Below are 14,797 nucleotides of genomic sequence, written 5' to 3'. Positions count from 1 at the left end.
TTTCGCGAAACTTAAATCACTTTTTGCTGTTCGACTGTTCCGTCAGGCGGCGTTCGATCGATTCCAGCCTTTCAAGAACCTCATCACGATAGGCATCGGTCTTGACCTCATCCTCGGCATGGTGGGCATCCTGCATCGAGTTCACGATGAGACCGACCAGCAAGTTCACCACCGCAAAGGTGGTCACCATGATGAAGGGAACAAAGAAAAGCCAAGCGTAGGGATACACCTCCATCACAGGGCGGACAATGCCCATGGACCAGCTTTCCAACGTCATGATCTGGAACAGCGTATAGGCCGACAGACCCAGATCGCCGAACCAATCGGGGAACGTGCCCGAGAAAAGTTTGGTTGAGATCACAGCGCCGATGTAAAACAGGATCGCCATCAGCAGGAACACGCTGGCCATGCCCGGCAGGGCTGAGATGAAGCCTTCGACCACTCGGCGCAGGCGCGGCGCGACCGAGATGACGCGCAGCACCCGGAGGATACGCAGTGCCCGCAGAACTGAAAGCGCCCCTGCACTGGGAACTAGGGCGACGCCCACGATCACGAAATCAAACACATTCCAGCCGCTGGTGAAGAACCGGCGCCCTGTGGCGATCAGTTTCATGACGATTTCGATGACGAATATGGAAAGGCACAGCTTGTCCAGCGTCACGATCAGCGGGCCCGCTGCGTCCATCAGCGTAGGCGATGTCTCCATCCCCAGCAGTACCGCGTTGAACAGGATCACACCGGTGATGAATTTCCCGAAAGCCGGTGCTTCGATGATGGGCAGCAGTCGTTGGGCGATCACCATGCGGGCGGTCCTTATCTCAGGGTTATTTGTTCAAAATGAACCGAGCAGCAAGTTCGGTGTGTGACGACCATCGAAATTGGTCAACCACCTGTACCCATTCAAGGGCATATCCGGCGTTAACCAGCATTTTTGCGTCACGGGCAAAGGTGATCGGGTTGCACGAGACATAAGCAACCACCGGGCGCATGGCCTGCGCCAGCTCGGCCACCTGCGCCTCGGCCCCAGCACGCGGCGGGTCAAGCACAACGGCGTCGAATTTCTTGAGTTCATCGGGCATGAGCGGGCGGCGGAACAGGTCTCGGGCCTCGGCTGTGACCTGTTTCAAGCCTTGCGCCTTGCGCCAGCCCTGATCCAAGGCCTTCGTCATCTCGGCCTCACCTTCGACTGCATGAACTTCAGCTGTCTGTGCCAGCGGCAGCGAGAATGTCCCGCATCCGGCGAACAGATCGACAATCCGCTTTGCACCCGACGTAGCGTCGGAAACAGCTTGTAATAGAGCCTGTTCTCCGTCTTTTGTGGCTTGTAAAAACGCTCCGGGCGGTGGGGTGACACCAGCGGTTCCAAAGCGTTGGATCGGAGGCTTACGCATGGCGATAACCTCATCATCCCAACTAAGCCGGGCAAAACCGTGATGCTCGGTCACTTGCGCGAGCGCCAGTTCCAACGGTCCATCCAGCGGTTTGCCGCCCTTGACCGCAACATCCAAACCGACTTCGGACAGGGTCAGCGTTACGGCCAACACACCTTTCCGACTGCCACCCAACAACGCCAAGGCTTCGGCCACCGGGATGGCAGCAATCAAGGTTGGGTGCAGCAAATGGCAATCCGGGATTTCGGTAATCGTGTCAGAAGCGCGACCATGAAACCCGGCCAGCGTACCCTTCTTGGTGCGCCGCACGGCGATGGTGGCCCGACGGCGGGATCGTTCAGGCGAAGTGTGAATGGGCCGCATCAGGGCATTGAGCCCCTGCGCGGCCAACGCGTTGCGCACCACCTCAATTTTCCACTCGGCGACAAAATTATCGGTCGCATGTTGCAACTGGCAGCCGCCGCAGGCCTTGTAATGACGGCAGGGTGCCTTGACCCGCTGATCCGAGGGTGTTTCGACGCGAATATCGTTCAGAAACTGACCCAGCAACGTACCGCTGACCACTTCACCCGGCAGAGTGCGTGGCGCATAGATCGGACCATCGGCGACTCCGTCGCCCTGATGTCCAAGGCGGTTTATTGTGTATTGCTGCGTCATGGAGGCCTGATAACTGGGGTTTGAGCGCAACAAAACCCTTTATTCTGCAGCCTCGGCCTGAATGAAGCCGCCCGATTGGCGATGCCAGAACCGGGCGTACAACCCTCCACGCTCCAGCAGAGCCTCGTGCGTCCCGCTTTCAACGATATGACCGTGATCCAGAACAATAATCCGATCCATCTCGCTAAGCGTGGACAGGCGGTGGGCAATAGCCAGCACGGTCTTGCCTTGCATCACCCGGTGCAGTGCCGTCTGAATCGTTGCCTCGACCTCGGAATCCAGCGCCGACGTCGCCTCGTCCAGAACCAATATCGGTGCGTCTTTCAGGATAGCGCGAGCCAGAGCGATCCGCTGTCGTTGCCCGCCGCTCAGCTTCACGCCGCGTTCGCCCAGATGCGCGTCATAGCCCTTGCGTCCTTGCGCATCCTCTAGACCGAGTATGAATTCATGCGCCTCGGCTTTGGTCGCGGCCTCTATCAGCTCATCTTCAGTCGCGTCAGGACGACCATAGAGGATGTTCTCGCGCGCCGAACGATTGAACATCGCGGTTTCCTGCGTGACCATCCCAATCTGTTGCCGCAGGCTGTCCTGAGTCACGTGAGAGACATTCTGCCCGTCGATGGCAATAACGCCATGTTCCCCGTCATAGAGCCTTAACAAAAGTGAAACCAAAGTGGATTTCCCCGCACCTGAGGCCCCGACTATGCCCAGCTTTTCACCCGGTGCGGCAGTGAGATTAAGTTTAGCAACACCACCGATATCGCGGCCATAGGCAAAGCTGACGCTGTCAAAGGCAATCTCGCCCTCTGAGACCACAAGTGTCGATGCGTTCGGAGCATCCTCAACCCGAACGCGCTTGGTCAGTGTGTGCATTCCGTTTTCAATCTCACCGACATTTGCGTAAAGGCCCATCAGTGTGAAACTGACCCAGCCGGTCATTTGCGAGATGCGTATCGCCACGGCCCCGGCCGCCACGATGTCCCCGGCCGTCGCGATGCCCGCCTGCCACAACCACAGTGTCGCGCCGATCAACAGGACCGGCAGCACCCCCGCCAGAGTCATTAGGATGAACCGGAAACTGGCCGATAGCTTGCCGAATTCCAGCGACCGTTCACGCAGGTCGACCATGGAATTTCGGGCGGTATGATCTTCGAACTCGGAATGGGCAAACAGCTTGACGGTTTTGATGTTGGTGATCGTATCGACCACCTGCCCCGATACCATCGCCCGCGCCCCCGCCCGCGCGGCAGAGCGTACGCGGATGCGTGGAAGATACCAGCGCACTAGCAGGAAATAGACAACAAGCCAGGCAACAAATGGCAGCATCACAAGCGGGTGAATAGACCCTAATAAAAGCAATGAGCCTGCAAGTGAGGCAATAGCGAAGACAATAGCGCTGATTGTTTCGGACACCACTTGCGTCATGGCGTTCGATGTCTGCATCTGTTTTTGGGCGATACGTCCGGCGAAATCGTCATCGAAATAGGTCACCGACTGGCCCAGCGTCCAGCGGTTCAGTTTTGCCAAAACCAACGGCGTGATGTTGGGCATGACGATGTAGTTGTTTGCCACCGATGACAGTCCGAACAGTGCGGGGCGTATAAGCATGAAGAATGCGACAGCACCCAAAATGATCGCGAGATTGCCGCCGGTCAGAAACGCCTCGGGGCTGCTGTTGGTGGTCAGATCAATGACGCGGCCCAGGACCCAGGCGGTGCCAGCCTCCATCGCACCCGCGATCGCCGAGAAGGCGGCTGCGACGAACAGCATCGGCCAGGCGCCGGACAAGCTCCAACGGATGAACGCCCCCAGCGTTTGCGGCGGGGGCGTTTCTGTGTCTTTGAACGGTTGGATGAGGTCGGCAATCCTCATTCAGCGGCCTCCGGGTTCAGGAAGCCTCCAGATTGCCGCGCCCAGAACTGAGCGTAAAGCCCTCCTTGCGCCAACAGATCGGAATGACCGCCTTGCTCAACGATCCGGCCGCCATCCATCACCAGGATGCGATCCATCTGAGCAATCGTGCTGAGCCGGTGCGCGATGGCAATCACGGTCTTGCCTTGCATCATGCCGTAGAGTGTTTCCTGTATCGAGGCTTCGACTTCGGAATCTAGGGCAGATGTCGCCTCGTCCAATAGCAAAATCGGCGCGTCTTTCAGGATCACCCGCGCCAGCGTCACACGCTGCCGCTGACCGCCAGACAGCTTCACGCCCCGCTCACCCACATGCGCATCATAGCCAGTGCGGCCCTCCGGGTCTTGCAGATCGAGGATGAACTCATGCGCTTCGGCCTGTTTCGCAGCGGCAATCATCTGTTCTTCGGTCGCATCAGGCCGACCATAGAGGATATTGGCCCGAACCGAGCGGTGCAACAGAGCACTGTCCTGCTGAACCATGCCAATATGGCTGCGCAAACTGTCCTGCGTGACCTTCGAGATATCCTGGCCATCGATCAGGATCGCACCCTTCTCGACGTCGTAAAACCGCAAAAGCAGCTTTACTAGGGTCGATTTTCCCGCACCTGAGCGACCGATCAGGCCGATCTTTTCGCCTGGCCGGATGGTCAAGTTGACGTGATCCAAACCACCGGTTTCCCGTCCATAGTGATGAGACAGATCGCGTATTTCGATCTGGCCATTACCCAGCCGCAAAGGTTTCGCATCAGGTTCGTCCAACAGATCGATGGGCTGCGCGATGGTCTGCATACCCTCGGCAACGATACCCAACTCGCGAAAGAAGCTGGTCAGCGCCCACATGATCCACCCGGTCATGGCATTCAGCCGCAACGTCAACGCCGTGGCGGCGGCCACCACTCCCACCGTTGCGCTACCTTGCGTCCAAAGCAAGATCGCCCAACCAACGACTCCCACGATCAGCACACCGTTCAGCGCAACTAGTGCTGCATCCATGATGGTGAAAATCCGCATCTCGATCTGGAAAGTGCGGCGGGTTTCCGCAATCGCCTCGCGCGCATAGTCCTGTTCCTGAGTGTCATGGGCAAACATCTTGATCGAGTGGATGTTGGTATAGCTGTCCACCACCCGGCCCGTCACGGTCGAGCGTGCATCCGACGCTGCCTGCGACGCGGGGCCAACCCGTTTTACGGTCCATCGCACAAGCGCGCCGTAAAACACCAGCCAGATCAGCAAAGGCAACAACAGGCGCGGATCAGCCGCCATCAGCAGAATGGCCGCACCGATCATGTAGGCGATCGAGAACGAGATCGCGTCAAAGACTTGAAAGACCACCTCACCCGCGGCGGGCGGGGTCTGAACAACCCGGTTTGCGATGCGCCCGGCAAAGTCATTCTCGAACCAGCCAACCGATTGACGCAGAACATGTTTATGGGCGCGCCAACGGATCAGCGTGCCAAAGTTCGGCAAGATTGTGTTGTTGAGCAACAGCACGTCAACAAGTTGCAGGATCGGGCGAATGAACAGGATCAGCGCGGCAACCACGATCAACTCAGTTCCATGCGCCCGCCAGAATTCGGCGGGAGAACTGCCCAACAGGTCCACAACGCGGCCCATATAGAAGATCAGCCCGACCTCGACCGCCGCAACGACCACGGACATCAGCGCGGCCAATACAAAAACGCGTTTGAAAGGCTGCGAGTAACCCAGCATGAAAGGCCACAGCCGCGTCGGTGGCTTGTCTACCTGTTCATAGGCAACAAAAGGGTCAATGAGATTTTCGAAGTAGCGAAACATGGAGAGTGCTCCGATTGAGCAGAAAATAGGTCATGCGAAGAAAGATGGCGCCAGAACACCACCCCTACGGGTCAAAGTGTTCCGGGCTTTAGCCGAACCAGATCCCGTAATACATTCGCATTCCTCCCTCCATATGAGTCAGGCGCACCCTGCCAAATCAAATCGGGTTTGTCATCCCTTTTTGAGACTTCAAATCAGTCGGCCAGCAATTCTTCGCGGCTAAGCGCGAAATCCGACGCGATCCAACGCGCCTCAAGCTCGGCCAGTTTTGCGCCCAGCGCGGGGCCCGAGAAGGCGGGGATCAAATCCGCCGCCTTGATCGGGAAACTGGCCGCGGACCCTTTTTGCAAAGCTCGGTTCAGGTCTTCGGACCAAGGCTGTTCAAGAAATGCATGACGCAAAAGTGTCTCGTGCAATCCGCCTTCCGACCCATAGCGATAACCCAATTCTGCGACACTGGTCGTCGCCATCGCTTCGTCGCGCATCCGAGCCAGACGCTGCAGTTGCGCGCGGCTAAGACGCAGGGTTTTGGCCACTTCGGGCGATGCAATCGCGGCCAAACGACGAATCGCTTCGGGCGCTGCATGGGCGTCTTGTTCCAGCTGAATCAGGATCGCCAGCGCCCGGTCATCAGCCCCGGGCAAAAGCTGCGCCAAAACGCCAGTGATGCGCATGGCGGCCACCGACGGCGCGGGGTCAGGCGCAGCGAGCAGTTTAAGCATCTCGGCCCCGACCCGTTCGCGCGAAAGTGTCTCTAACCCGTCCAAATTTGCAGCTATTGCATCCAGTGCAGCGGGGTCAAAGCCACCGTCCGCATCCCCGTACCAAGCATGAAACCTGAAATATCTGAGCGATCTCAGGTAGTCTTCTTGGATGCGATCACTGGCCTCCCCGATGAACCGTACGCGACGCGCCTGTAGATCCGGCAAACCGTTCAGCGGATCAAGGATTGTGCCGTCAGGTTTGGCATAAAGCGCGTTCATGGTGAAATCACGACGCGCGGCGTCTTCTTCGACCTTGTCGGAAAAGGCGACGACAGCACGCCGACCATCCGTTTCGACGTCACGGCGAAACGTCGTGACCTCGTGCGGGATACCTTTGCTGACAATCGTCACGGTGCCATGGTCTATCCCTGTTGGTATCGGCTTCAGCCCAGCTTTCTGCGCCAGTTCCACGACGTGTTCCGGCTCGGCGTCTGTGGCGATATCAATGTCAGAAACCGGCGCCTGCAGCAGAGCATTGCGCACACAGCCACCAACGAATAGCGCCTGCGCCCCGCCGTTGGTCAGGGCGGTGCATACATCCTGCGTGGCTTGGTCGGTTAACCAATCTTCTGTGATCCGCTTCATTCACTCATCCGCGCTGCCAATCCCCGCAGCATCCGTGCCGTCGCACCCCAGATATAATAGGGGCCATAGGGCACAGCATAGTAATACCGTCTTTGGCCACGCCAACGGCGCGACTCGACGACATAATTCTCTGGGTTCAGGACATGCGCAAGCGGAACGAAGAAGATCTCATCCACCTCGCCCGGTTCGGCGACTGGTTCAAAACTGGCTTCAAGGATCGCAACAACCGGCGTGACCGAAAAGGACGTCACGGTTTCATGAGTGGGCAGATGACCCAGAATACTGGGTAGTTCTGGCGGAAGACCAATTTCTTCCTGTGCTTCGCGCAAAGCTGTCGCAGTAACGTCGATGTCGCCCTCATCCTGTTTTCCACCCGGAAAGGCGATCTGGCCCGGATGGTGTTTCAACGCCGAAGAGCGTTTGGTCAGGATCAATCTGGGTGCGTCTCCCGTCACGGAAACAGGCACTAACACGCCTGCAGGGCGCAGTTTGCGTCCCGCCGGCAGCACCGTTTCCGGGTTCAGATCAAAGTCACTGGACCCGGACCCGTCACGGCTCAGCGCCTCGGTCAGGTCTGTGATCAGATCACGCGCCATCCGGGCCTTCGGCCTCGAACCCGACGGTCGCAGGGTCCAGCACATAGTGCGCACCGCAGAATTGGCAGTCTGCTGTGACGGTGCCTTCGTCCGTGGTCATTGTCGCAATATCCTGCGCCGAATAGATCGACAGGCTTTGGCGCACGCGATCTTCGGAACAAGTGCAACCGAATTTTACCTGCTGTGCATCATAGACGCGAGGCTGTTCCTCGTGAAACAGACGCACCAGAAGGTCGGTTGGCGCAACGGATGGCCCGATCATCTCCAGATCATCCACGGTGTCGAGCAGGATGTTGACGCGATCCCAGTTCTCGCCCTCTTCACCATCCACCAAATCCGAGGCAGACAGGATCTCTCCGCTGCCCTCCCCGGAAGCGGCAAAGGGCGAGGCTTTGGGCATGTGCTGCAGCATGATCCCGCCAGCGCGCCAGTGTTCACCGACACCGGGTTCGGTCGATTTGCCGAAGCTCAACGAAAATCGGGTCGGCAGCTGTTCGGACTGCGCGAAATAGGCTTCCGCACACGCGCTCAGTGATCCCCCCGCCAGTGGAGTGATGCCCTGATAAGGCTGTGTACCTTCACCTTGGTCGATCATGATGGCGAAGTACCCGTCACCCACCTGATCGAAAGGGGCTGCATCGGTCAGCCGGTCGCGGTCAAAGCTCGCATATGCGCGGATCTGCGCGGGTTCACCCTCGACCTGTGGCGCATAATAATCGGTTGCGATCATCCGCACCGCGCCCTTGGATTGCACCTGCAGAGACAGCTTCCAGCGCAGCGATACCGTTTGCCCTATCAATGCAGTCAGCAGGGCCATCTCGGCCACCAGCGCCTCGACCACCTCCGGGTAGTCGTGCTGTTTCAAGATGCCGCCCAACACGCCGTCCAGCCGGGCCACGCGGCCTCGCATGTCGGGTATATCGAGTTGAAAGGGCAGGACGGTATCGTCCCACGCGATTTTGGTTCCAATAGACATGGGGTTTCCTTAAGCGCCACAGGTTGGCATACCGCCACCATATAGGTTGAACAGTTTGGGTTGAAAGGGGCCTTACATGATCAGACGGTTCGGTGAAAGCCCCGAGGCAGAGCGAAAATACACCCGGCGGGTCGGCGTTTATGCCCTATTGCCACAAGGCAACCGATTGCTGCTGACCTGTCAGCTGGAACCCGGACCCGATCTGCAGCTGCCGGGCGGCGGCATCGATCCGGGGGAATCACCCATTACAGCGCTTCACCGTGAGGTTTACGAAGAAACCGGCTGGCTGATCGCCGCGCCCCGGAGAGTGGGTGCGTTTCGTCGATATACCTACATGCCGGAATACGATCTGTGGGCCGAGAAGGTCTGCCTGATTTACCGCGCCCACCCGGTCAGACGCCTAGGCCCTCCGACCGAAGACCTTCACGAGGCCATTTGGATGGAGACCGCAGATGCCGTTCATCTGTTGGGCAACGAGGGCGACGCCCATTTCGCCCAGCGCCACCTGCATGGGCTTTAAGGTCCGTTATATTCAAAAAACACTGCAGAGACATCATCCGCAATTCCGCTGTCCGGTGACATCACCTGTGTAAGACGCCAGAACATGTCATCCAGGAATTCCGGTCCACCGTGATCGGCGGCGCATTCAACAGCCATCGCCTTCAACCCGTCATCATCCAGCAGACTGCCGTCGGCGAGCTGGCATTCGGTGAACCCATCCGAATGCAAGAGCAGCTTGTCGCCCGGTTGCATATAGGTTTCCGTCTGCTGAAACTGCGCATCAGGCAGCAAACCAATGGGCAACCCGCCTTCGCCCAGAAACTCGGTTTTACCATCACGGCGCAGCAACAGCGGATGCGGGTGTCCGGCCTGCACCATTTTCAGATGTCCGTTGCGCAGATCGATGATGGCATAGACCATGGTGAAATACTCTTCGATCCCGGCATCGGCGATCAGACGCGAGTTGAGCAACGACGCGACCTCTTCGGGTGGCAGAAGGGCGTAGAATTTATTAAAACGACGCTCCATCGCGATGTTCTGATCGAAATGCGTGCTGGACAGATACCCGCCCAGCCGTGCCGTCATCATCGCAGAGGTGATCCCGTGGCCGGAGACATCGATGCTGTAAAACCCCAGCCGATTGACACCGGGCGAGAACATCCCCACCAGATCACCGCCGATATGACCGCAAGGTTTCAGAAGCAGGCTGACCTGTGAGTTGCCAAAGGTTCCCTTCAATTCGGGCACCAGCGAGTCCTGAATCTTTCGGGCCTGCATCAGATCTTTATCGATCGCATCATGGGCAAGCTTCAGTTCGTTCAGCGCTGTTTCGATCAATTGGTTTTTTCGGGACAATTCGCGTTGCATGTCAAGAATACGCGCCCCGGCCGATATGCGCGCACGCAGCTCATCAGCCTCAAGCGGCTTGATCAGAAAATCGTCTGCCCCAGCGTCCAAACCGCGCGCGACCTCCTGCTTTTCGCTTTTTGAGGTCAGAAGAATGAAATAGCTATATTGCTCACTGTCCAGCTCTCGGAAGGCGCGACAAAACTCAAGCCCGCCCATACCTGGCATGACCCAGTCGCTTAGAACAAGATCAGGCGGGTCCGAGGTGCAAAGCTCTATCGCGGCTTCACCACTGTCGGCTTCAAGAACCTCGAATCCCCACTTTTTTAGCGAGGCCACCAGAATGCGCCGCTGCAGACGGCTGTCGTCCACAACAAGAACCTTGCGGATCGCGCCAAAATCCAGCTCCAACCGGGTCTCAACTTGACTGGCATCCGGCACCATGAAGTCCCTGTACTTGCTCAACTCTCCAGTTGTCGCAACGCTATGCCTCTCAGCTTAACATCCTATGAAAAACCAAATGGCCGCGATTTAACCCCATCTTTACCCGCGACGGTCTAACAATATGCAACCGCAAGAGGGTGGCATGATTCAGTGGTCCAGAGTCAGACAGTTACGTGATGAAGTCGGCGCAGACGAGTTCACCGAGGTTGTCGAAATCTTTTTGGACGAGGTTCAGGAAGTTATCACTAAGCTACGCGATGACACTACCCGGTCCGAGATCGAACAGAACCTGCATTTCCTGAAGGGCAGCGCGCTGAGTCTTGGCTTTGATAGTTTCTCGAAACTGTGCCAAGACGGTGAGCGACGCGCAGCCGCAGGTGAAAGCGCCGCCGTTGATTTGCTGGCGATTATCGCGGCCTACGACGAGTCGAAAAAACTGTTTCAGGCCGGTCTGGCCGAAAACCTGCGCTAGATCACAAACTGTGCCAGCGTCTCGTCTTCGGTGATATCCGTATAAGTAAACCCGGCTTCATCCAGATGCGCAAACAGGCGCATGAAATTCTCGGGCTTGCGGGTTTCGATTCCGATCAGGACCGAGCCAAAGTTGCGCGCCGATTTCTTCATGTATTCGAACCGTGCGATATCATCCTCAGGGCCGAGGATGCCGAGGAATTCTTTCAGGGCACCGGGGCGCTGCGGTAGGCGCAGGATGAAGTATTTCTTCACCCCGGAATAGCGCTGCGCACGTTCTTTGACCTCTGGTAAACGCTCGAAATCGAAGTTCCCGCCCGAGGTGACACAGACCACCGTCTTGCCACGCACAAAGCTTTGCACGTCACCCACAGCCTCAACCGCCAACGCACCGGCAGGTTCCAGAACGATGCCCTCGACATTCAGCATCTCGATCATTGTGGTACAGATGCGGTCTTCGGACAAAGTCAGCACATCCGACAGATGCCGCGATTTCAGCAATTCAAACGGTTTCTCACCAATCCGGCCTACTGCTGCGCCATCGACAAATGTATCCACATGATCCAGCGCCACCGGGTGCCCCGCTGCCAGCGCCGCGCGCAAACACGCCCCGCCGGCCGGTTCCACGAACAGGCAATGCGCCCGGTCCCCGAACCAGGTCGCCACCCCCGAAGACATACCGCCGCCGCCAACCGGCAGAATTACATGATCGGGCACTCGGCCCAATTGCTCTTCGATCTCAACCGCCAATGAGGCCTGCCCCTCGATCACATCCGCATCATCGAACGGAGACAGGAAATATCCGCCCTGTTCTGCGCACCAGCTTTGCGCCGCAGCCAGCGTGTCATCGAAATAGTCACCGATCAGGTGAACCTCGATATTGTCGCCGCCGAAAATGCGCGTCTTCTGGATCTTCTGCTGCGGCGTGGTCACCGGCATGAAGATCACACCCCGCACACCCAGATGCTTACACATATAGGCCACGCCCTGCGCATGGTTGCCAGCGCTGGCGCAGACGAAAAGGTCCTGCCCCTGCTGCTTGCGCATCGCATTGAACGCACCGCGGATTTTATACGACCGCACCGGGCTGAGGTCTTCGCGCTTGAGCCAGATATCCGCGCCGTAACGGTCGGACAGATGGGCGTTCCGCTGCAACGGAGTTGCCGGAAACACTGAGCGCATTGCCTTTTCGGCAGCGCGGGCGCGGGTCGTGAAATCAGTCATGTTGGATTCCCTGCCCCATCATCGTCGAAAGGGCAAGGAATACATATGTGTACGGGCTTAGGCCAGCTCGCGCTTTTCGATGAACACACCATAGATCGTCGTCAGGATACTGACATTGATCAGTGGGACGATCAGCATGCTCGCAAACAAGACAATCAAGACACCGATGATCGGGACGAAAAGCAGCAAAGACGCAAGTAGCTGAAGCAATATTTGGAAGAGGATGGATAAGACGACCAGAAGTGCGATGGCTCCGCTTGCGCCCGAGGTTGCTTGCCACGCTTCAGACAGCTTTATTGGTTTTCCGATCGCTGCGCCGGGTAAAATCGGGGAGGCCCGATAGAATCCGATCGTGAGAATGATGATCAAACCCAGCCAAACCAGAATTCCCAGCGCCACAGAGGATTGCGCCATCATGCCCATGATCAGCGCTCCCGGTATCATGATGATAAGAGCGATTAGGCCGAGCATCAGAAGGCGTCCGAAATAGGCGAGCACACGGTCGAACCTGAAAGGCGGAACCAAACCGCTTGGATATTCCTCAAGTAGAACAAAACGGTGCCACGACACGACAATCCACAGCATGACCCCAAAGACAACGGCCATAAGGCAGAGCAGAAATCCGGTGAAGGACGCGGCCGTTACGCCTTCAGGGAAGCCATTGGTTTCACTGTTGAATTCTTCGAAAGGGATGCCAAACAGGAAGAACAGGCCGATGGCTAAAAAGCCGCCAATGAGCGCCGGTACGACTGAAATCTGTAGCGCCTGCGTCAGGTTCCTAAGAACCATCCTCACCGAATGCACGAAAATCTCTAATCCCAGCATAAATACCGCCCTCTCAACCAATCCTTGTTCTCTATCCGCCCGTTTCACCCCAATTCCCGGGCTGCGTCAATCCACACAGCTTGCCCCCACGCCCAAAACCCGTTAGGGGCCAGTCGTTCTACGCATAAAGGGAAGTCAGATGTCCGCGCCCAAGAAAGTTGTTCTGGCCTATTCCGGTGGCCTTGATACCTCGATCATTCTGAAATGGCTGCAGACCGAGTATGGTTGTGAGGTCGTGACCTTCACCGCCGATCTGGGTCAGGGCGAGGAGCTGGAGCCCGCCCGCAAGAAAGCCGAGCTGCTGGGGATCAAGCCCGAGAACATCTATATCGAAGATATTCGCGAGGAATTCGTTCGCGACTTTGTCTTCCCGATGTTCCGCGCCAACGCACAGTACGAAGGGCTGTACCTGCTGGGCACCTCGATCGCACGGCCTCTGATCTCGAAACGTCTGGTCGAGATCGCCGAAGCGACCGGTGCTGACGCTGTGGCCCACGGCGCGACTGGCAAGGGCAACGATCAGGTTCGTTTTGAACTGGCTGCTTACGCACTGAATCCCGAAATCAAGGTGATCGCGCCGTGGCGTGAGTGGGACCTGACCAGCCGTACCAAGCTGTTGGAATTTGCCGAGGCGAACCAGATCCCGATTGCCAAGGACAAGCGCGGCGAAGCGCCCTTCTCGGTTGACGCCAACCTGCTGCACACCTCGTCCGAGGGTAAGGTTCTGGAAGACCCCGCCGATATGGCACCCGACTATGTCTATCAACGCACTGTCCACCCCGAGGATGCGCCGAACGAGCCGGAGTTTATCGAGATCGGTTTTGAAAAAGGCGACGCGGTCAGCATCAATGGCGAGGCGATGAGCCCCGCGACCATCCTGACCAAGCTGAACGAATATGGCGGCAAGCACGGCATTGGCCGTCTCGATCTGGTCGAAGGCCGGTTCGTGGGCATGAAATCGCGCGGTATTTACGAAACCCCCGGCGGCACCATCCTGCTGGAAGCGCATCGTGGGATCGAGTCCATCACCATGGACCGCGGCGCGATGCATCTGAAGGACCAGCTGATGCCGCAATATGCCGAGCTGATCTATAACGGCTTCTGGTACAGCCCCGAGCGGGAGATGCTGCAGGCAGCCATCGACAAGTCGCAAGAGCATGTCACCGGCACCGTTCGCGTGAAACTGTACAAAGGTCTTGCCTCAACCGTGGGCCGCTGGTCGGATCATTCGCTGTACTCCGAGGCGCACGTGACCTTTGAGGAAGACGCCGGTGCATATGACCAGAAAGATGCGGCAGGCTTCATCCAGTTGAACGCACTGCGCCTGAAGCTTCTGGCCGCGCGTGACAAACGGCTGAGCAAGTAAGCGTTCAGAATTTTAGATCTGGCCCCGGTGTCTGATCAGGCACCGGGGTTTTTCTTTGCCGGGTTTCCGTCGGGTCGGGCTTGCCCGGATCAGGCGATTGACTTTACGCATACGTCAATCAGGGAAGGACGGATAATGCTGCAAGACATCGCCGACGGAATTCAAAAGGGTTTGAACGGCAAAAACTTTGACGGATCGCTTAAGTTCGATTGTGGTGATGAGGGCGTGATCGTTCTGGCGGAGAATACTGCCTCAACCCAGGATCGGGACACAGACTGCACCATCCGCATCTCGCGCGAGAACCTCTCTAAGTTGCTGACCGGTAAGCTGAACCCAATGACCGGGGTTGCGCTGGGCAAGCTGAAAATCTCGGGCAACATGGGTGTTGCGATGAAGCTGGGGCAGCTGCTGGGCTGATAAACTCGTCTCACCAGCGCGTGACAA

General features: G+C 57.6%; 14 protein-coding genes. 4 read left to right on the top strand and 10 right to left on the bottom strand.

Annotation, left to right across the window (positions count from 1 at the left end; genetic code table 11):
- Positions 1-16 precede the first annotated feature (16 nt).
- From ACR0AH_RS16740 to hslO, 7 genes are all read right to left on the bottom strand, one after another.
- Positions 17-802 carry an ion transporter gene (locus ACR0AH_RS16740; RefSeq protein WP_170408783.1) on the bottom strand — a complete coding sequence of 262 codons (786 nt, stop codon included), beginning with the start codon at positions 800-802 and terminating at the stop codon, positions 17-19.
- A 22-nt stretch (positions 803-824) separates the two neighbouring features.
- On the bottom strand, positions 825-2,048 hold the full coding sequence (locus ACR0AH_RS16735) for a class I SAM-dependent RNA methyltransferase (RefSeq protein WP_480592872.1): 1,224 nt from the start codon (positions 2,046-2,048) through the stop codon (positions 825-827).
- Positions 2,049-2,087: 39 nt separating this feature from the next.
- Positions 2,088-3,920 (bottom strand): ABC transporter ATP-binding protein, encoded by a 1,833-nt coding sequence (locus ACR0AH_RS16730; RefSeq protein ID WP_480592870.1) that lies wholly within the window; start codon positions 3,918-3,920, stop codon positions 2,088-2,090.
- Complete coding sequence (locus tag ACR0AH_RS16725) at positions 3,917-5,755, bottom strand: ABC transporter ATP-binding protein (RefSeq protein ID WP_480592868.1); 1,839 nt, start codon at positions 5,753-5,755, stop codon at positions 3,917-3,919. Before ACR0AH_RS16725 ends, ACR0AH_RS16730 begins: the two co-directional genes overlap by 4 nt.
- 194 nt (positions 5,756-5,949) lie before the next feature.
- A complete protein-coding gene (locus ACR0AH_RS16720) occupies positions 5,950-7,104 on the bottom strand; it encodes a CCA tRNA nucleotidyltransferase (RefSeq protein WP_480592866.1) in 1,155 nt (384 codons plus the stop codon).
- Positions 7,101-7,700, bottom strand: a complete 600-nt coding sequence (locus ACR0AH_RS16715) for a CoA pyrophosphatase (RefSeq protein ID WP_170399354.1) — start codon at positions 7,698-7,700, stop codon at positions 7,101-7,103. The genes ACR0AH_RS16720 and ACR0AH_RS16715 overlap by 4 nt, the downstream gene beginning before the upstream one ends.
- Positions 7,690-8,676 (bottom strand): Hsp33 family molecular chaperone HslO, encoded by a 987-nt coding sequence (gene hslO, locus ACR0AH_RS16710; RefSeq protein WP_170399357.1) that lies wholly within the window; start codon positions 8,674-8,676, stop codon positions 7,690-7,692. Before hslO ends, ACR0AH_RS16715 begins: the two co-directional genes overlap by 11 nt.
- 76 nt (positions 8,677-8,752) lie before the next feature.
- Here hslO and ACR0AH_RS16705 point away from each other — a divergent pair, with 76 nt between their 5' ends.
- Positions 8,753-9,196 carry an NUDIX hydrolase gene (locus ACR0AH_RS16705; RefSeq protein WP_170399359.1) on the top strand — a complete coding sequence of 148 codons (444 nt, stop codon included), beginning with the start codon at positions 8,753-8,755 and terminating at the stop codon, positions 9,194-9,196.
- On the opposite strand, the gene ACR0AH_RS16700 is transcribed toward ACR0AH_RS16705, so the two are convergent.
- Complete coding sequence (locus ACR0AH_RS16700; protein ID WP_480592911.1) at positions 9,193-10,467, bottom strand: PP2C family protein-serine/threonine phosphatase; 1,275 nt, start codon at positions 10,465-10,467, stop codon at positions 9,193-9,195. The genes ACR0AH_RS16705 and ACR0AH_RS16700 overlap by 4 nt on opposite strands.
- 121 nt (positions 10,468-10,588) lie before the next feature.
- Here ACR0AH_RS16700 and ACR0AH_RS16695 point away from each other — a divergent pair, with 121 nt between their 5' ends.
- Positions 10,589-10,939: an Hpt domain-containing protein gene (locus ACR0AH_RS16695; protein ID WP_480592864.1), complete on the top strand. Its 351-nt coding sequence runs from the start codon at positions 10,589-10,591 to the stop codon at positions 10,937-10,939.
- Here the strand turns inward: ACR0AH_RS16695 and ilvA are convergent.
- Complete coding sequence (ilvA, locus tag ACR0AH_RS16690) at positions 10,936-12,162, bottom strand: threonine ammonia-lyase IlvA (RefSeq protein ID WP_170399362.1); 1,227 nt, start codon at positions 12,160-12,162, stop codon at positions 10,936-10,938. The genes ACR0AH_RS16695 and ilvA overlap by 4 nt on opposite strands.
- 57 nt (positions 12,163-12,219) lie before the next feature.
- On the bottom strand, positions 12,220-12,987 hold the full coding sequence (locus ACR0AH_RS16685) for a hypothetical protein (RefSeq protein WP_170408791.1): 768 nt from the start codon (positions 12,985-12,987) through the stop codon (positions 12,220-12,222).
- A gap of 139 nt (positions 12,988-13,126) precedes the next feature.
- On the opposite strand from ACR0AH_RS16685, the gene ACR0AH_RS16680 reads away from it, so the two are divergent.
- A complete protein-coding gene (locus ACR0AH_RS16680; protein WP_170426327.1) occupies positions 13,127-14,353 on the top strand; it encodes an argininosuccinate synthase in 1,227 nt (408 codons plus the stop codon).
- Positions 14,354-14,488: 135 nt separating this feature from the next.
- Complete coding sequence (locus ACR0AH_RS16675; protein WP_170598637.1) at positions 14,489-14,770, top strand: SCP2 sterol-binding domain-containing protein; 282 nt, start codon at positions 14,489-14,491, stop codon at positions 14,768-14,770.
- Positions 14,771-14,797: the final 27 nt, after the last annotated feature.

The sequence above is a fragment of the Ruegeria sp. AM5 genome (assembly GCF_056540645.1).
The sequence above is the reverse complement of the archived record's forward strand: the minus strand, read 5'-3'. Positions and strand labels throughout refer to the sequence as shown.